Source organism: Methylobacterium sp. Leaf104 (genome assembly GCF_001422885.1).
Lineage (GTDB): Bacteria > Pseudomonadota > Alphaproteobacteria > Rhizobiales > Beijerinckiaceae > Methylobacterium.
This window is the reverse complement of record NZ_LMMZ01000023.1, coordinates 133,194-150,096: the sequence shown is the minus strand read 5'-3', so window position 1 is coordinate 150,096 and position 16,903 is coordinate 133,194. Positions and strand designations below refer to the sequence as shown.

Sequence of the window (16,903 nt, the reverse complement as noted above, 5' to 3'; positions counted from 1 at the left end):
AGAATCCGGGTGTGGCGCCCAATGTCCACCCCCGCCCCCGCATGGCGCCCTGTCGCGGCGCATCCACAGCCCGGTGAGGCGGACCGCGACCTCGAGGGAACCGGGTAATCCGACCTTAAGGCTTGCCGTGCATCGCTGATCGATACGGGACACGGGCATCGCCTGTTCGAGACGACGGTCGTGGAACCTTCGGGTCGGACCGTGATCGCAAGGACAGGCGACCCGCGTCACCAGACAATGATCGATTTCGGCACCGGCATGTCCTGCGCGCTCAAGAAGAAAGGCTGGTTGTGCCGCTTTCGCCGAGCTTCGGGCGGAGCGACCGCGGTCGAATTCGCGCTCGTCATGCCGCTCTTCATCATGGTCTTCGTCGAGATCCTCCAGGCCGGCCTCTACGTGTTCTGCTACGCCGCCCTGGAGAAGGCGACGGCCGACACGAGCCGGACGATCATGATCGGCGCCCTGACCGACGCCGCCTCCACCGCGAACGGCTTCCGCAACTCGGTGGTCTGCACCAAGCTGATCGCCGGCCTCTCCTGCGACAACATCGTCACCAGCCTGCAGACCACGACCCTGTCGGGCTCGGGCGGCGGCTACTCGGTGTTCGTCAGCCCGGACGAGCGCAGCCTCAAGCCCGTCGCCATGGACAACAGCCAGACCTCGTACTGCACCGGGGCGCCGGGCACCTACGGCTACATCCAGGTCTTCTACGCGGTCCCGGTGTTCAGCCCGCTCTGGATCACCCTGAAGCTGAGCTCCCCCTGGAAGGGCGGCTCGGCCGTGTTCGCCCGCGCGGCGGTGGCGTTCCGCAACGAGCCCTTCACCACCGCCAGCGTCTCGACCGGGTGCTGACGCCGCGATGAGCCGCACCCTCCTCAGACGCTTCGGACGGGACGGGCGCGGAATCGCCCTCGTCGAGTTCGCGCTGATCATGCCCCTGCTGATCACGCTCTCGGCGGTGACCTTCGATCTCGTCCGCTACGTCATCTACATGCGCAAGATCGAACTCGCCGCCAGCACCCTGGCGGACCTCGTGGCCCGCAACGACACGGGCAAGATCTCCCAGACCGACATCCTGGCGATCTCGCGCGCGCAGCTGGTCATGTTCCCGGAGGCGATGTCGGCGGCCAAGGACGCCAACGTCTCGGTCTGGACGCTGCTGAGATGGTCGGTCTCGGGCGTCAAGTTCACCCAGACGGTGGCGACCTGCACCGCCAATTGCACCTACACGCCGAAGGTGGCCTGGACCTCGGGCCAGAAGCGCTCCTGCACGACGCCTCCGGTGGCGGCTCCCAACACGGCCGGTCCGAGCCCCACGACCCTGCCGAGCGACACCTTCGGCCCCGGCTTCCTCGTCGTGGCCGACGTGGTCTTCAGCTACAAGCCCCTCATTCTCCAGTCCGTCGTCGGTTCGATCGACATCGCGAAGTCCTTCTACTTCGCGCCGCGCTACGTCGCGTCGATCACCTTCGATCCGAGCGGCGGAACGACGTCCGCCAATGCCTGCCCCTGACTCCGAGGCATTTTCCATGCGCGCCGAACCTGTCGCCCCGATATCCCGCACCCGGCACCTGCTGCGGCGCCTGCGCGACGAGCGGGGCGGCAACGTCCTCATGGTCTTCGCCCTCGCCCTGGTGCCGCTCATCGGCCTGACCGGCCTCAGCGTCGACTACGTCCGCGGCATCAACTACCGCACCCATTTCGACCGCGCCGCCGACGCCGCCACGATCACGGCGATCGCCGCGGCGCGGGACTACATCTCGACCAATCCCAACAACGAGGCCAACCCGACCGCCTCCGCCCTGGCCCTGGGCAAGACCCGCGGTCTGGCGGCCTTCCGGGTCAATGCCGGTCCGATGCTCAACAGCATGCCCCTGACGCCGAACCTGACGGTGACCCGGACCGGCGGCGTCGTCTCGGCGACCGCGACCTACGCATCGAACTACGAATCCCCGTTCAGCCGGGTTCTCGGGAACCTGACCTCCATCGCGGTCTCGGGCGCCTCGACCTCGAGCCTGACGCTGGGCAGCTTCGCCGATTTCTACCTGCTCCTCGACACCTCGGGCTCGATGGGCTTTCCCACCTCCAGCACCGCGCAGGTGGCGTTCGCCAAGCTCAACCCCGACATGGCTGATTCGAAGGGCAACAACTGCGCCTTCGCCTGCCATTTCTCCGGCTACAAGGGCTTCAACCTCGCCAAGTCGAACAACATCGAGCTGCGCATCGCCACGGTCAGCAACGCCGTCCAGGCGCTGATCGCCAAGGCCCAGTCGAACCAGACCCTGACCAACCAGTACCGGATCGGCCTCTATCCGTTCGTCAGCTTCCTGGAGACCGCCGCCGACATCACGACCAATCTCGGGTCGCTCACGAGCGTCAACCTCGAGAACTACATGGATATCGGCGATTCCAACGTCCCGCGCGGGAGCGGCGGGACGCATTTCGAGAACGTCTTCTCCACGATCTCCAGCAAGATCACCGCCGTGGGCGACGGCTCGACCGCTGCCCGACCGCTCCCGTTCGTCTTCCTGATCACCGACGGCATGGGAAACAACCAGTACTGGTACAACAAGACCGGCTGGACCGGGTCTCAGGCCAAGCTGCTCGATCCGAGCCTGTGCAAGTCGCTCAAGGACAAGGGCGTGACCGTCTCGGTGCTCTACATACCCTACGTGCCGCTGGCCCTACCGTTCAACACCAACGTCGGTTACGAGAACGTCGTGGTGAACGGACTGATCCCCAGCGTCCCGGCCACGCTGCAGAACTGCGCCTCGTCGGGCTACTTCCGCACCGCCAGTTCGGCGAGCGAGATCCAGGAGGCGCTGAACGCGATGTTCGATCAGGCGACCAAGAAGGCGCGTCTCGTCGCCAATCCCTGACAGGCCAAAAGGTTTGTCATGGGCGCGGGGCGGCCAGCCTGCTTCCGCCCCGGAAGCGCGCGGGCTAAGAGCGGCGCGAGTTCGGCATCCGCCTTGCGTGGCGCCGGACATCCTGGCTCAGGAAGGCGTGCTGCAGATGGACAAGATCAAGGTTGCGAACCCGGTCGTCGAACTCGACGGCGACGAGATGACCCGGATCATCTGGAGCGAGATCAAGAACAAGCTGATCCACCCCTACCTCGACCTGAACCTGGAATACTACGATCTCGGCGTCGAGCACCGCGACGCCACCAACGATCAGGTCACCGTGCAGGCGGCCGAGGCGATCAAGCGCCACGGGGTCGGCGTGAAGTGCGCCACCATCACCCCCGACGAGGCGCGGGTGAAGGAGTTCAACCTCAAGGAGATGTGGAAGTCGCCCAACGGCACCATCCGCAACATCCTCGGCGGCGTCATCTTCCGCGAGCCGATCATCTGCAAGAACGTGCCCCGCCTCGTGCCGGGCTGGACCCAGCCCATCGTCGTCGGCCGCCACGCCTACGGCGACCAGTACAAGGCCACCGACTTCAAGGTGCCGGGCAAGGGCCGCCTGACCATCAAGTTCGAGGGCGAGGACGGCACCGTCATCGAGAAGGAAGTCTTCAAGTTCCCGAGCTCCGGCGTCGCCCAGGCGATGTACAACCTCGACGACTCGATCCGCGACTTCGCCCGCGCCTCGATGAACTACGGCCTGAACCGGAAGTACCCGGTCTATCTCTCGACCAAGAACACCATCCTCAAGGCCTATGACGGCCGCTTCAAGGACCTGTTCGAGGAGGTCTTCCAGAACGAGTTCAAGGCGAAGTTCGACGCCGCCGGCATCACCTACGAGCACCGCCTGATCGACGACATGGTGGCCTCGGCCCTCAAGTGGTCGGGCGGCTACGTCTGGGCCTGCAAGAACTACGATGGCGACGTGCAGTCCGACACCGTCGCGCAGGGCTTCGGCTCGCTCGGCCTGATGACCTCCGTGCTCCTCACCCCCGACGGCCGCACCGTCGAGGCCGAGGCCGCGCACGGCACGGTGACCCGCCACTACCGCGAGCACCAGAACGGCAAGGAGACCTCGACCAACTCCATCGCGTCGATCTTCGCCTGGAGCCGTGGCCTCGCCCACCGCGCCAAGCTCGACGACAACGCGGCGCTCGCCAAGTTCGCCACCACCCTGGAGACCGTCTGCGTCGACACCGTCGAGGCCGGGTTCATGACGAAGGACCTCGCCCTGCTCGTCGGTCCCGACCAGAAGTGGCTCTCGACCACGGGCTTCCTCGACAAGGTCGATCAGTACCTGAAGACCGCGATGGCCTGAGAGGTCTCGGCGGAGCCATCCGGATAGGTCAGTGGCGGGGGGCGCATCGGCGGGTGCGCCCCCTTCGCTTTTGGGAAGTCGATCCGGTCGCCGCTTCCGGCGAGGAGCGCGTCTGCCCGTGCGCCTGACCCGATGAACCTCCGCGCCACCAGGTCATCCCGGGACCGCGCAATGGAGCCCAAGATCCCGACACGCAGGTCGCGCCAACCTTGAACAGCGTCGGCGGCTCAGGATTGCACGCCGCGAACGCCTCCCGGAACGACGTGGCGACGCGTCGGTCGAGCGACCGCGAACCACCGGATCGGGCGGCTTAGCGGTGCCCGACCCATCGCGACCACGAACCCCTCAGGATGCGTGGCGTGCGGCCTCTGCGTTGCGCTTGCGGGTGGCGGCGGCCTTCTTGGCGGACGCGGAGCGCTCTTCCGCCGTGCGGCCGGCCGAGGCCTTGCCGCCGACCGCTCCGCCGCGATGGGCCGCAGGGTGACCGCTCCCCTTGCCGCGCCCGGACCCGCCGGGCTTCTTGCCGCCGCCATCGTCCTTGTTGACGGTGGCCCAGGCCCGCGCCTCGGCTTCCTTCTCCGGCACCCCACGCGACTCGTACGAATCGGCAATGTGCTCGGCTTTGCGGACCTGCTTGTCGGTGTATTTCGACTTGTCGCCCTGGGCCATGCCTGCGCACTCCGATGGGGTGGACCTGGGCGGGAGCGTCAGCCGGCCGCTACGGGTCCGTCGAGGATCGCCCGGACGCGGCGGACCAGGTCTGTCCGGCGATAGGGCTTGTTCAGGAGATCGAACTCCGAACCCCCGGCATCGGTTCGCTCCAGGCTCGCCTCGGCATAGCCGGTGGTGAGCAGGACCTTGAGGTCCGGGCGCCGGCGCTTGGCCTCGCGCCCGAGGACGATGCCGTTCATGCCGCCCGGCATGATGAGGTCGGTGAACAGCAGGTCGACGGGGCCGCCGCTCTCCAGCACGTCGAGGGCCTCGCGCCCGTTCTGCGCCATCAGGGTGCTGTAGCCGAAATCGCGCAGGATCGTCCGGGCCAGTTCCGCCACGTCCTCGCGGTCGTCGACGATGAGGATGGTCTCCGTACCCGATCCCTCCTGCTCGCCGACCGCGGCCGGGGCCGATTCGAGCACCGCGTTCTCGGTCGCCGGGAAGGACAGGCGCACCACGGTCCCCTCCCCCAGCACGGATTCGATGCGGGCCGCGCCGCCCGACTGCTTGGCGAAGCCGTAGACCATCGACAGGCCGAGGCCGGTGCCCTTGCCCTCCTCCTTCGTCGTGAAGAACGGGTCCATCACCCGGGCGAGGACATGGGCCGGGATGCCGCTTCCGGTATCGCTCACGCTGATGGTGACGTAGCGGCCCGGTGCCAGGGGGCCGGCCAGCTCGCCGGTGATGAGCTGATTCTCGGTCCTGACCGTGAGGCGGCCCCCCTCCGGCATCGCGTCGCGGGCGTTGATGAAGACGTTGAGGAGCGCGACCTCGGCCTGGTTCGGGTCGACCCGGCAATTCCAGAGGTCTGGGCTGAGGTCGAACCCGAGGCTCACCGTTTCGCCGAGGGTCCGGCCGGCCATGTCGGCCATGCCCTCGACCAGGGCGTTGAGGTTCACCGAGCGGCCCTCGAGACGCTGCTTGCGCGCGAAGGCCAGCAGCTGCTGCGTCAGCGTGGTGGCACGCTCGGCCGCGGTGCGGATGTTGTCGGTGGCGCGGCGCAGGCGGTTGCGGTCGGCCGCCGGGTCGTCGAGGCCGGCGCCGAGGATGTCGACGTAGCCGACGATGACCTGGAGGAGGTTGTTGAAATCGTGCGCGATGCCGCCGGTGAGCTGGCCGAGCGCCTCCATCTTCTGGGCCTGGCCCAGGGCCTCCTCGGCATCGCGCCGGCGCGAGACGTCGAGCTGCGAGGCGAAGAAGTACACGAGCGTCCCGCTCGCGTCGTAGATCGGCGAAACGAACAGCGCGTTCCAGAACGGCGTGCCGTCCTTGCGGTAGTTGATGATCTCTGTGGCGAGGTTCTCGCGGGCGGCGATCGCCCGGGCGAGTTCGCGCACGGCCGCGCGGTCCGTCTCCGGCCCCTGCAGGAAGCGGCAGTTGCGGTCCATCACCTCGTCGCGGCGGTAGCCCGTCATCTCCAGGAAGGCGTCGTTCGTGAAGATGATCGGGTTGTCGGGCCGGCGCGGGTCGCTCACCACCATGGGCATGCGCGAGGCGGCCACCGCGGCGAAGAAGAAGGCCGCTTCCGGCTTGGTCTGCGCCTCGTCCGAGGAGAGGATGGGGTCCTGCGCGGGCGCCCCGATGGGCGGCGTCTTGGGCGTGTCGATCATCGTCGCGCAATCACATCGGCGGGGCGTCGCAGGCGGGATCTGCCGCGCGGGACTGGCCGAGCGGGATTCGGCAGGCGGAGCCTGACAGCCCGCCCCTAACACGGGTCAAACGACCGGCGCCATCATCGTTCCCCGCGTTACGCTTCGCGGGCCGCCACGCCGCATGACGATTCGGCGAGGACCGCTGTGCGCGTCGCGCCCAGCGGTCCTCCGGCCGTCAGCGCTGCTCGGTCTCGAAGCGCACGCTGTTGACGTTGGCGCGCTCGAAGGCCTGCATCACGTGCTGGTAGGAGCGCTCCATGTCGGTGGCGTCGACGCCGTCGACCTCCTCCGGCTTCAGCACGAACATCAGCATCGAGCGCCCGGTGACGTCGTAGGTCGCCCCGATCGGCTTGCTCACCACGTCCTGGCTGTCGGGCAGGTTGGTGTCGAGAAGCCGGGTCCAGCCGACGCCGCCGACCGATTCCGGCAGGGTGAACGACACGAGGTCGTGATAGGCGTTGTAGAGCAGCAGCAGGGTGGCGTCGCCGCCGCGCTGATGGATGCCCGAGGCCTGGGCCCGGCCGTCGAGCAGCACCGCGATGGCGCGGGCATCCCCCTGGGACCAGTTCTCGGGCGACATCTCCCCGCCGTCGGGGCGCAGCCAGGTCACGTCCTTGACGCCGAACTCCTCGTCGTAGGCGCCCGTGAGGAAGCGCCCGCGGGTCAGGATCGGCAGGGCCTCGCGCAGCAGGGTTAGGCGCTGCGTAAACTCGGCCAGATCCCGCTCCTCCGGGCCGATGGCCTCCCAGTCGAGCCAGGAGATCTCGTTGTCCTGGCAATAGGCGTTGTTGTTGCCGTTCTGGGTGCGGGCGAACTCGTCGCCGGCCAGCAGCATCGGGGTGCCGCGGGACAGGAACAGGGTCGCCAGCATGTTGCGCATCTGGCGCAGGCGCACGGCCCGAATCTCGGGATCGTCGGTCGGTCCCTCGGCGCCGTAATTGTTCGACAGGTTGTGCGAGTGGCCGTCGCGGTTGTCCTCGCCGTTGGCCATGTTGTGCTTCTCGTTGTACGACACGGTGTCGTTCAGCGTGAAGCCGTCATGGGCGGTGAGGAAGTTCACCGAGGCCCAGGGCTTGCGCCCGCGCTTGTTGAACTTGTCGGCCGAGCCGGTGAGGCGGGCGGCGAGATCCGGCAACATGCCCTCGTCGCCGCGCCAGTAGCCGCGCACGTCGTCGCGGAAGCGGTCGTTCCACTCGGCCCAGCCCGGCGGGAAGCCGCCGACCTGGTAGCCGCCCGGGCCGCAATCCCACGGTTCGGCGATGAGTTTGACGCTGTTCAGCACCGGGTCCTGCCGGCAGGTGTCGAGGAAGCCGCCACCCTCGTCGAAGCCGTGCGGCTCGCGTCCCAGGATGGTGGCGAGGTCGAAGCGGAAGCCGTCGACCCGCATCTCTGTGGCCCAGTAGCGCAGGGAATCCGTCACGAGCTGCAGCACCCGGGGATGCGACAGGTTGAAGGTGTTCCCGGTGCCGGTGTCGTTGATGTAGTAGCGCGGCTCCTTGGGCATCAGCCGGTAGTAGGACGCGTTGTCGACGCCCTTGTACGACAGGGTCGGACCCTTCTCGTTGCCCTCGGCGGTGTGGTTGTAGACCACGTCGAGGATGACCTCGAGGCCGGCGCCGTGCATGCGCGCGACCATCTCCTTGAACTCGGAGAAGGCGAAGTCCGGCACCGCGGCGTAGCGCCGGGCGGGCGTGAAGAACGAGATGGTGTTGTAGCCCCAGTAGTTCACCAAGCCCTTCTCCTGCAGGTAGTCGTCCTGCACGAAGGCGTGGACCGGCAGGAGCTCCACCGAGGTGACGCCGAGGCTCTTGATGTAGTCGAGCACGGCCGGGGTGCTGAGACCCGCATAGGTGCCGCGCAGCTTCTCCGGCACGGCCGGGTGCATCTTGGTGAAGCCCTTCACGTGGGTCTCGTAGAAGATCGTCTTTTCCCACGGCACGTGCGGCTTGCGGTCCCGACCCCAGGTGAAGGCCGGGTCGATGACCCGGCTGCGCCGGGTGAAGGGCGCGGAGTCGCGCTCGTCGAAGGTCAGGTCGTCGCCCGTCTCCATCTGGTAGCCGAACAGGGCCGGGTTCCAGGTGATCGAGCCGACGAGGCCCTTGGCGTAGGGGTCGATGAGCAGCTTGTTCGGGTTGAAGCGGTGGCCGGCCTTCGGATCGTAGGGGCCATGCACCCGGTAGCCGTAGATCGTCCCGGGGCGCGCGTCGGGCAGGTAGCCGTGCCAGATCTCGTCGGTGTACTCGGGCAGCTCGATGCGCTCGATCTCGTTGATGCCGTCATCGTCGAACAGGCACAGCTCGACCTTGGTGGCGTTGGCCGAGAACAGGGCGAAATTGACGCCGAGGCCGTCCCAGTTGGCGCCGAGGGGATAGGGCGACCCTTCCTTGATGCGCGAACGTTTGGCGCGGCCCTGCGGGCTCGAGCGGTCCGCGGGATTCGTCGTGTCGGCCATGTTCGCTCCGGGCGGTATCGATGCGTGCGTCGGGACGGGGCGCCGCGCGACGCCCCGTCCTGGAAACCTCGACAGGAACGCTCACGCTTCGCCGGAAGGTCCGCCTTCGAAGAAATCTTTTTGCGTCGCACGGTCGGACCGACCGCGGCGGCTTCCACGCCGCCCGCGCTTGCGGCAAGACTGTCGCGACGAGACCTGGACGATGGCGCGGCCGGGCCGCGCGCGAGGAGAGCGGCGCATGACGGATCAGCCCAACGGCCTGCAGGCGATCGGCGACCGCTACCGGGTCAGCCTCGACGCCGTGCGCCACCTCGTGCACGCGCTGGAGGCCGGCAACGGCCGGATGGCGCAGTTCAACCATCCCGAGCTCGGCGGCTTCGGCCAATGGTCGGGCGCCGGCATGACCATGATCGGCGACATGTTCAACGCCGACCTCAAGGCCCGGGTCGACGCCCTGTGCACCACCCTCGCCGCGGCGCTCCCCGCCGGCGCCTTCGTGGAGGCGCCCCGCGCCGGCGGATCGCCCTGGCCCGCCGAGTGGGGCGCGCCGGCGACCTCCGGCTCGCAGAACGGCATGCGCTACGCCTACTTCCCGGCCCACCGGCGCCTGGTGGTCGAGGCGGACGGCCGGGCCGCGATCTACGACACCGGCGATCACACGATCAGCGGCGTCTCGCAGCAGCAGGGCGGGAGCACGAACCTGCGCTTCTCCGGCCCCGGCGGCCCCGTGGACCTCGCCAGCCTGAGGCGCCTCGACGAGGCCGAGCGCGGCGAGGCTCGCCCCTTCGCGCCCGAGCCGTTCGAGGCCGGCGCCCCGGGGGCCGAACCGCCGCCCGCGCCCGGTGCCGCCCCGGTCCCGGGCAGCGACGTGCTGACGACGATCGAGCGCCTGTCGGAGATGCGCCGCAAGGGCATCCTCACCGAGGGCGAGTTCACCGCCAAGAAGGCCGAGCTGCTCGCCCGCCTCTGATCGCCGCATCGCGGATCGCCCGCTCCCCCGGGGCGTTGGCCCCGGGCCGGATGCGCGCGCAGGACGCGCATCCCGGCCGATGTCCCAAGGCAGATGGCCCGACCCCGCGACCTTCTCGACGTCTCGACGATCTACCACGAGGCCGCCGTGCCGGACTTCTCGCGCGGGCGGGAGATCCTGGACCGGTTTCCGCAGGCCGAGCGCATCGTCGTGCCCTCGCACTGGAACATCCCGAGCCTGCACGGCAATGCGGGCTCGGTGGAGGACTGGGTGCGGATCAAGCGCTCCACCCTGGTGCTCGGGGTGAAGAAGGGCCTCGCCATGCGGCCCAACGGGCGCAGCGCCCACTTCATCGCGCCCTCGACCTCGAACGGCTGCGCCATGGCCTGCGCCTATTGCTACGTGCCGAGGCGCAAGGGCTTCGCCAACCCGATCTCGCTCTTCGTCAACGTCGAGGCGGTCTCCGCCGCCATCGCCCGCCACGCCGCCCGCCAGGGTCCGCTGCCCGAGCCCGACACGATCGACCCCGCCCTCTGGGTCTACGACCTCGGCGAGAACGGCGACCTCTCGGTGGACGCCATGGTCAGCGACACCGTGCGCGACCTCGTGGCCCTGTTCCGGGACATCCCGAACGCCAAGGCCTCCTTCGCCACCAAGGCGGTGAACCGCGACCTCCTCGCCTACGACCCACAGGGCAAGACCCGGATCCGCTTCTCGCTGATGCCCGAGCGCATCGCCCGCATCGTGGACGTGCGCACCGCGCCGATCCCCGAGCGCATCGCCGCGATCGACGACTTCGTCGCCGCCGGCTACGAGGTCCACGTCAATTTCTCGCCGGTGATCCTCTACGAGGGCTGGGAGGCCGACTGGGCGGCGCTGTTCGAGGCCATCGACGGGGCGATCGGCCCGGCGGCCCGCGCCCAGTTCAAGGCGGAGATCATCCTGCTGACCCACAACGCCGACCTGCACGCGGTCAATCTCGGCTGGCACCCCAGGGCCGAGGACCTGCTCTGGCGCCCGGACACCCAGGAAGCGAAGATTTCCGAGGGCGGTGGCGCCAACCTGCGTTACCGCACCGGGTGGAAGGGGAGATGGCTCGGCCGCTTCAAGGCGCTGCTGGCCGAGCGCATGCCGTATTGCACGGTGCGCTACGCGTTCTGAGGGCGCCTTTCCCGGCTCGGACGTGAGCAGGCGGCCACCGGTGCTTCCCCTGCCCTATCCGGGCGGTCTCGGGGCGTCGCGGACATCCCAGGCCAGCTTCAGCCAGCGCCGGGCGAGGTGATCGATCACCCGGTGGATCCCCGAGCCGATCAGGCCGCCGAGCAGGACCTCGCCGCAGCGCTGGCTGGCCGTGTGCAGAAGGCTGTGGTCGGCCGTCGCCGTGAGGATCACCAGGGGGGCCGTCCACAGGCAGACCCGCAGCCGCGGCCAGCGCCGGGCGACGGCGGCGGCGATTGGCACCGCCAGGGCGATGGCGGCCAGGGGCCGCGCCGGGTCGGGCATCAGCCACAAAGCCGCCGGCACCGCGACACCGGCGCCGAGCAGGGTCCCGGCGCACCGCCACAAGAAGGAGCGCTGCGTCTCCGAAGCCGTCTCCTGCGAGACGATCAGCGTCGAGACGACGGCCCAGAGCGGGTGCCCCAGCCCGATCCCGCTGGCTGCGGCGTAGGACAGAATCGACGCCGCCGTGCACCGGCCCACGAACGCGATCGACCGGATCGCCGCAGGATCGAGGGTTCGCGTGCGGTTCATCGTGCCTCTCCCCCGGCGGCCGACCCGCGCCTTCGCGCCGCCCGGCGCCGAATTGACCGCACGAGCCCTGCCCTGGTCCTGCATGCCGTGCCGGTCGCCACCGGAGGGGCACGGCCTCCCCTAGCGCTCGCGCAAACACGAGGACACCGCAACCCGTCGCACAACGCCATGTTGTGCGGTGCAATACGACGTTGGAGGCATGGCGCTCGGGCAGCGGCTACCGTCAGGACGTCGCGGTGTGGGCCATCCGAGACTATCGAACCCGGTGAAGCGCTAGCTCGCGTTGTCCGCGAAGGCGATCGGCCGGCGGGTCCATTTCAGGCAACGTTCTCGAAGGCGTCCGTTCCGGGAGACATCGGAGGGAACAAGATCGAGGTCAGTACCGAGGATCGGTCCCGGAACGGCGTGTTTTCGTTAGGTAAATCAACGAAGGAAACACATGGCGGAGGGAGCGGGATTCGAACCCGCGATACCGTTTCCGGTATACACACTTTCCAGGCGTGCGCCTTCAACCACTCGGCCACCCCTCCGGTCCCGGCACCGCGTCTCGCAGCCGCCGGGGCGGCCGGGCTTCGCGATCGCGCCGGGAGGCGTCGTGTACAAGCCGCACCGGCGGCGTGCAAGCCTCAGAACGGCAAAGCCGGCGAATCCGTCGCGATTTCGGGTGCGCCGCGGCGGCGACCGCAGCGCGGGTTCTCAGATTCGCCGCTTTTGCCCCCGATGCGCTGGGGGCGGCGTCGCGCCGCCCGAAGGCCCCGGGAGCCGTTCGCCGCCGTGATCCGCTTCGACAACGTGACCAAGGTCTACCGGACGGACGGCCATCGCCGGACGATCCTGGAGCGCGTCTCGTTCACCCTGAAGCCGGGGGTCAGCTACGGCATCCTCGGGATCAACGGCGCCGGCAAGTCGACCTCCCTGCGCCTGCTGGCCGGCACCGAGATGCCCACGAAGGGGCGCGTGATCCGCAGCACGCGCGTCTCCTGGCCGCTGGGCTTTGCCGGCGGCTTCCACCCGGCCATGACGGGGCGCGACAACATCATCTTCGTCGCCCGGATCTACGGCGAGGACCCGCGCAAGGTGCTGGAGTTCGTCGAGGATTTCTCGGAGCTCGGCAGCTACCTCGACGTGCCGATCCGGACCTACTCCTCCGGCATGGGCTCGCGCCTCGCCTTCGGGATGAGCATGGCGATCCCGTTCGACTGCTACCTCATCGACGAGGTGACGGCGGTGGGCGACGCGCGCTTCCAGAAGCGCTGCGAGGAGGCCTTCGCCGCCCGCCGCGAGAACGCCGACGTGATCATGGTGTCCCACGCGATGGACACCCTGCGCACCTGGTGCCAGCAGGGCATCGTCATCATCAACGGGCGCGCGATCGTCTACGAGAACATCGACGACGCCATCGAGGTCTATCGCCGCCTCAACGCCTGAGAGGCGCAGGCCGGCCACGGTTTTGCCGCGTCGAGGGTCCAGAGGTTGCATCGTGGCGGCCGGAGGGCCGCACGACATGGAATACCGGGGCGCATGAGCATCGAAATCCGCAATCCGCAGGGCCAGCCGCTGACCACGGCCGACCGCTCCAACGCGGTCGCTGAATCCCTGAGGCAGATCGCCCGGGTCTCGCGCTTCGCCGACCGCAAGAAGGGCATTCGCTCCTACCAGAGCCACGTGAAGACGGACCCGCTGATCCCGGTTCTGTTCGTGGTCTGCTTCCTGATCCCGACCCTGGCGGCCGTCGCCTATTACGGCCTCATCGCCTCCGACCGCTTCGTCGTCGAGTCGCGCTTCGCCCTGCGCCCCGCCCTGGGCAATGTCGAGAAGGCCTCGCCCGACCAGGTCGGCACCAATTCCGGCACGCCGATGCGCCAGATGGTGGCGCAGGACAGCCTGATCACGACGAACTACATCACAAGCCGGCCGATGATCGAGGCGATCGAGAAGGCCTATCCCCTGCGGGAGATGTTCTCCCGCCCGGGGATCGACTTCCTGTCGCGCTTCGATCCCGGGAAGCCGATCGAGAAGCTGGTGAAGTACTGGCACGAGCGGGTCCATACCAAGGTCGAGGCGGGCTCCGGCATCATCGAGCTGACGGTCAACGCTTTCGACCCGCAGGAGGCGCTCGACCTCTCGAACGCGATCCTGGCCGAGAGCGAGCGCATGGTGAACGCCCTCAGCGGCCGCGCCCGCGAGGATGCCGTCGCCGAGAGCCAGCGCGAGCTCAAGCGCGCCGAGGAGCGGATGGTGAAGATCCGCACCGAGGTCGCCGCCCTGCGCAACCGCGACGGCGTCCTCGACGCCCAGAAGACCAACGAGAGCAACCTCAAGGTGCTGGGCGAACTCAGGACCGCGCGCATCAACCTGGCGGTCCAGCTCATCCAGGGGCAGCGCGACCTCTCGCCGGAGACCCGGCGCATCCAGGACATGAAGGCCCAGCTCAAGGACCTCGACGACAACATCGCCCGGATCGAGCGCCAGTCGGCGAGCGAGGACCCGGAGCAGCGCCGGATTCTGGCCAACGCGCTGACCCGGTTCGAGGCCTTCGACACCGAGCGGACCGACGCGGAGAAGTACTTCGCCAAGGTGCTGGCCTCGCACGAGCGCGCGCGCATCATCGCGGAGCGCCAGATCGAGTTCTTCAGCATGATCGTCCAGCCGGTGAAGCCCGAATCCTCGCAGCAGCCGCGCCGCCTCCTGATGATCTGCCTCATCTCCGGCGGCGCCGCGATCGTGTTCGCCCTGGCGGTGGTCACCCGCAAGTACCTGGCCTGACCAAGTATCTGGCCTGACCAAGTACCTGGCCTGACGCGCGCGCGGCCTCCCGGCCGGCGGCGATCGGCGCGGCATTAACCCTTCGCTAACCCTGCACCCGGCAAATCTTGCCGGGCTCCCGAACCTCGGGAGCAGTGAGGGTGACGATGAGCGAGACGGCCGCCGCCGCGCCGGCTCCGGCGGGGGGCTCCAGCGGGAGCCTCGCACAGTTCGCGAGCTTCGCGATCCCGAACCGGGCGAACCTGAACGCGCTGTCAAAGCGCACCGACCTGTTCTTCGCCACCGCCGTGATGGGCATCCTCACGGTGCTCATCTTCCCGCTGCCGGCCTTCCTGCTCGATCTGCTGCTCGCGGTCTCGATCATCATCTCGGTGCTGATCATGATGACCGGGCTGTTCATCGACAATCCGCTCGAGTTCACGGTCTTCCCGACCCTGCTCCTCGTGGCGACCCTGCTGCGCCTGGCCCTCAACCTCGCCTCGACCCGCCTGATCCTCGGCCACGGGCACGAGGGCACGGCGGCGGCCGGCCACGTCATCGAGGCCTTCGGCAACTTCGTGATGGGCGGCAACTTCGTCATCGGGATCATCGTCTTCGCGATCCTGATCATCGTGAACTTCGTCGTCATCACCAAGGGCTCGGGCCGCATCGCCGAGGTGGCGGCGCGCTTCACCCTCGACGCGATGCCCGGCAAGCAGATGGCCATCGACGCCGACCTCTCGGCGGGGCTCATCGACGAGAAGGTGGCCAAGGCCCGCCGCGCCGCCCTGGAGGAGGAATCCTCCTTCTTCGGCGCCATGGACGGTGCCTCGAAGTTCGTCCGCGGGGACGCCATCGCCGCCCTGCTCATCACCTTCATCAACGTCATCGGCGGCATCATCATCGGCGTGGCCCAGCAGGGCATGCCGTTCATGGGGGCGGCCAAGTCCTACACCCTGCTCACCATCGGCGACGGCCTCGCCTCCCAGGTGCCCGCCCTCATCGTCTCCACGGCGGCCGGCATCCTGGTCTCCAAGGCCGGCGTGAAGGGCTCGGCCGACAAGGCGCTGGGCAAGCAGCTCGCGAACTACCCGAAGGCTCTGGGCATGTCGTCGGGCGTCATGGTGCTGATCGCGCTCCTGCCCGGCATGCCGATGCTGCCGTTCCTGGCGCTCGCCGGCGCCTCGGGCTACGCCGCCTGGCACTTCGCCAGGATCGCCCGCGACGCGCCGCCGCTGGATGCCGACGGCAGCCCGATGGACGCCACCGCGGTCGCCGCCGCGGCCGCCAAGGAGGAGACCGTCACGGATCTCCTCAAGCTCGACGACCTCAAGCTGGAGATGGGCTACGCCCTGCTCGCCCTGGTCAACGGGCCGGAGGGGCAGGACCGCCTCACCGACCAGATCAAGGCCCTGCGCCGCCAGCTCGCCGCGGAGCTCGGCTTCGTCATGCCCTCGGTGCGCATCCTCGACAACGTCCAGCTCGACGCCAACGCCTACGTGGTGCGCGTCAAGGAGATCGAGGCCGGCACCGGGCAGATCTTCCCCGGCCAGTTCATGGCCATGGACCCGATGGGCGGACAGGTGCAGCTGCCCGGCCAGCACATGCTGGAACCGACCTTCGGCCTGCCCGCCACCTGGATCGACGCCTCCCTGCGCGACCAGGCCCAGCTCAAGGGCTACACCGTGGTGGACGCTGCCACCGTCGTGTCGACGCACCTGACCGAGATCATCAAGGCCCACGTCTCCGAGCTCCTGAACCACGTCGAGGTCCAGAAGCTCCTGCGCGAGGTCTCGAAGGACCATGCCGAACTTCTCAAGGAGGTCATGCCGAGCCAGATCGGCACCACCGGCATCCAGCGGGTGCTGCAGTTCCTGCTGGCCGAGCGGGTCTCGATCCGCGATCTCGGGGCGATCATCGAGGGCATCGCCGAGGTGGCCGGCCACGTGAAGAACCCGCGCGACATCGTCGAACACGTCCGCGCCCGCCTCGGGCGCCAGATCTGCGCCCAGTACCAGGGGCCGGACGGCATGCTGCCGATCATCACCCTGTCGCCGGCCTGGGAGCAGGCCTTCCTCGAATCGATCGCGGGCGAGCGCGACGAGCGCTACCTGGCGATGCAGCCCTCCAAGCTCTCGGAATTCGTCAACACGGTCCGCGACCGCTTCGAGACCGCCGCGCGCATGGGCGAGATGCCGGTGCTGGTCACCTCGGTCCAGGCCCGGCCCTTCGTGCGCTCGATCATCGAGCGCTTCCGGCGCGAGACCCCGGTGATGAGCCAGGCGGAGATCCATCCCCGCGCCCGGCTCCGGACCGTGGGCTCGGTCTGAACGCATCCCCGGCCCGCTCAACGAAAAGGCCCATCGCCGATCCCAACCGGGTCTCGGCGAC

13 protein-coding genes and 1 tRNA gene are annotated in these 16,903 nt (G+C 68.6%); 9 read left to right on the top strand and 5 right to left on the bottom strand.

What is annotated here, in order from left to right; translation table 11 throughout:
* Nucleotides 1–237: 237 nt before the first annotated feature.
* From ASF49_RS13280 to ASF49_RS13265, 4 genes are all read left to right on the top strand, one after another.
* On the top strand, nt 238–852 hold the full coding sequence (locus ASF49_RS13280; protein ID WP_056473499.1) for a TadE/TadG family type IV pilus assembly protein: 615 nt from the start codon (nt 238–240) through the stop codon (nt 850–852).
* A gap of 7 nt (nt 853–859) precedes the next feature.
* Nucleotides 860–1,513 carry a TadE/TadG family type IV pilus assembly protein gene (locus ASF49_RS13275; protein ID WP_056473496.1) on the top strand — a complete coding sequence of 218 codons (654 nt, stop codon included), beginning with the start codon at nt 860–862 and terminating at the stop codon, nt 1,511–1,513.
* Between the two features lie 16 nt (nt 1,514–1,529).
* The gene (locus ASF49_RS13270; RefSeq protein ID WP_056473494.1) at nt 1,530–2,879 is read left to right on the top strand and encodes a pilus assembly protein TadG-related protein; all 1,350 of its coding nucleotides are present in this window, start codon (nt 1,530–1,532) and stop codon (nt 2,877–2,879) included.
* Between the two features lie 136 nt (nt 2,880–3,015).
* Nucleotides 3,016–4,227 carry an NADP-dependent isocitrate dehydrogenase gene (locus ASF49_RS13265; RefSeq protein ID WP_056474346.1) on the top strand — a complete coding sequence of 404 codons (1,212 nt, stop codon included), beginning with the start codon at nt 3,016–3,018 and terminating at the stop codon, nt 4,225–4,227.
* A 345-nt stretch (nt 4,228–4,572) separates the two neighbouring features.
* On the opposite strand, the gene ASF49_RS13260 is transcribed toward ASF49_RS13265, so the two are convergent.
* The 3 genes from ASF49_RS13260 to glgX form a co-directional block, all read right to left on the bottom strand.
* Nucleotides 4,573–4,896, bottom strand: a complete 324-nt coding sequence (locus ASF49_RS13260) for a hypothetical protein (RefSeq protein ID WP_056473492.1) — start codon at nt 4,894–4,896, stop codon at nt 4,573–4,575.
* Nucleotides 4,897–4,934: 38 nt separating this feature from the next.
* Complete coding sequence (locus ASF49_RS13255) at nt 4,935–6,551, bottom strand: hybrid sensor histidine kinase/response regulator (RefSeq protein ID WP_056473490.1); 1,617 nt, start codon at nt 6,549–6,551, stop codon at nt 4,935–4,937.
* Nucleotides 6,552–6,768: 217 nt separating this feature from the next.
* On the bottom strand, nt 6,769–9,045 hold the full coding sequence (gene glgX / locus ASF49_RS13250) for a glycogen debranching protein GlgX (RefSeq protein ID WP_056473488.1): 2,277 nt from the start codon (nt 9,043–9,045) through the stop codon (nt 6,769–6,771).
* Nucleotides 9,046–9,283: 238 nt separating this feature from the next.
* On the opposite strand from glgX, the gene ASF49_RS13245 reads away from it, so the two are divergent.
* Nucleotides 9,284–10,015, top strand: coding sequence for an SHOCT domain-containing protein (locus ASF49_RS13245; protein ID WP_056473485.1), 732 nt, complete (start codon nt 9,284–9,286; stop codon nt 10,013–10,015).
* A gap of 93 nt (nt 10,016–10,108) precedes the next feature.
* Nucleotides 10,109–11,176, top strand: coding sequence for a spore photoproduct lyase family protein (locus ASF49_RS13240; RefSeq protein ID WP_056473483.1), 1,068 nt, complete (start codon nt 10,109–10,111; stop codon nt 11,174–11,176).
* Between the two features lie 54 nt (nt 11,177–11,230).
* Here the strand turns inward: ASF49_RS13240 and ASF49_RS13235 are convergent, their stop codons facing one another.
* Complete coding sequence (locus tag ASF49_RS13235; protein ID WP_056473480.1) at nt 11,231–11,767, bottom strand: FUSC family protein; 537 nt, start codon at nt 11,765–11,767, stop codon at nt 11,231–11,233.
* Between the two features lie 440 nt (nt 11,768–12,207).
* Nucleotides 12,208–12,297 (bottom strand) — tRNA-Ser (locus tag ASF49_RS13230).
* Nucleotides 12,298–12,541: 244 nt separating this feature from the next.
* Between ASF49_RS13230 and ASF49_RS13225 the strand changes: the two genes are divergently transcribed.
* From ASF49_RS13225 to flhA, 3 genes are all read left to right on the top strand, one after another.
* The gene (locus tag ASF49_RS13225) at nt 12,542–13,195 is read left to right on the top strand and encodes an ABC transporter ATP-binding protein (RefSeq protein WP_056473478.1); all 654 of its coding nucleotides are present in this window, start codon (nt 12,542–12,544) and stop codon (nt 13,193–13,195) included.
* Nucleotides 13,196–13,288: 93 nt separating this feature from the next.
* On the top strand, nt 13,289–14,533 hold the full coding sequence (locus ASF49_RS13220) for a hypothetical protein (protein ID WP_056473477.1): 1,245 nt from the start codon (nt 13,289–13,291) through the stop codon (nt 14,531–14,533).
* Between the two features lie 146 nt (nt 14,534–14,679).
* Nucleotides 14,680–16,842 carry a flagellar biosynthesis protein FlhA gene (flhA, locus tag ASF49_RS13215; protein ID WP_056473475.1) on the top strand — a complete coding sequence of 721 codons (2,163 nt, stop codon included), beginning with the start codon at nt 14,680–14,682 and terminating at the stop codon, nt 16,840–16,842.
* Nucleotides 16,843–16,903: the final 61 nt, after the last annotated feature.

Coding starts and splice junctions, on each gene's coding strand:
- ASF49_RS13280 (WP_056473499.1), top strand. CDS start 238: ATGATCGATTTCGGCACCGGCATGTCCTGCGCGCTCAAGAAGAAAGGC.
- ASF49_RS13275 (WP_056473496.1), top strand. CDS start 860: ATGAGCCGCACCCTCCTCAGACGCTTCGGACGGGACGGGCGCGGAATC.
- ASF49_RS13270 (WP_056473494.1), top strand. CDS start 1,530: ATGCGCGCCGAACCTGTCGCCCCGATATCCCGCACCCGGCACCTGCTG.
- ASF49_RS13265 (WP_056474346.1), top strand. CDS start 3,016: ATGGACAAGATCAAGGTTGCGAACCCGGTCGTCGAACTCGACGGCGAC.
- ASF49_RS13260 (WP_056473492.1), bottom strand. CDS start 4,896: ATGGCCCAGGGCGACAAGTCGAAATACACCGACAAGCAGGTCCGCAAA.
- ASF49_RS13255 (WP_056473490.1), bottom strand. CDS start 6,551: ATGATCGACACGCCCAAGACGCCGCCCATCGGGGCGCCCGCGCAGGAC.
- glgX (WP_056473488.1), bottom strand. CDS start 9,045: ATGGCCGACACGACGAATCCCGCGGACCGCTCGAGCCCGCAGGGCCGC.
- ASF49_RS13245 (WP_056473485.1), top strand. CDS start 9,284: ATGACGGATCAGCCCAACGGCCTGCAGGCGATCGGCGACCGCTACCGG.
- ASF49_RS13240 (WP_056473483.1), top strand. CDS start 10,109: ATGGCCCGACCCCGCGACCTTCTCGACGTCTCGACGATCTACCACGAG.
- ASF49_RS13235 (WP_056473480.1), bottom strand. CDS start 11,767: ATGAACCGCACGCGAACCCTCGATCCTGCGGCGATCCGGTCGATCGCG.
- ASF49_RS13220 (WP_056473477.1), top strand. CDS start 13,289: ATGAGCATCGAAATCCGCAATCCGCAGGGCCAGCCGCTGACCACGGCC.
- flhA (WP_056473475.1), top strand. CDS start 14,680: ATGAGCGAGACGGCCGCCGCCGCGCCGGCTCCGGCGGGGGGCTCCAGC.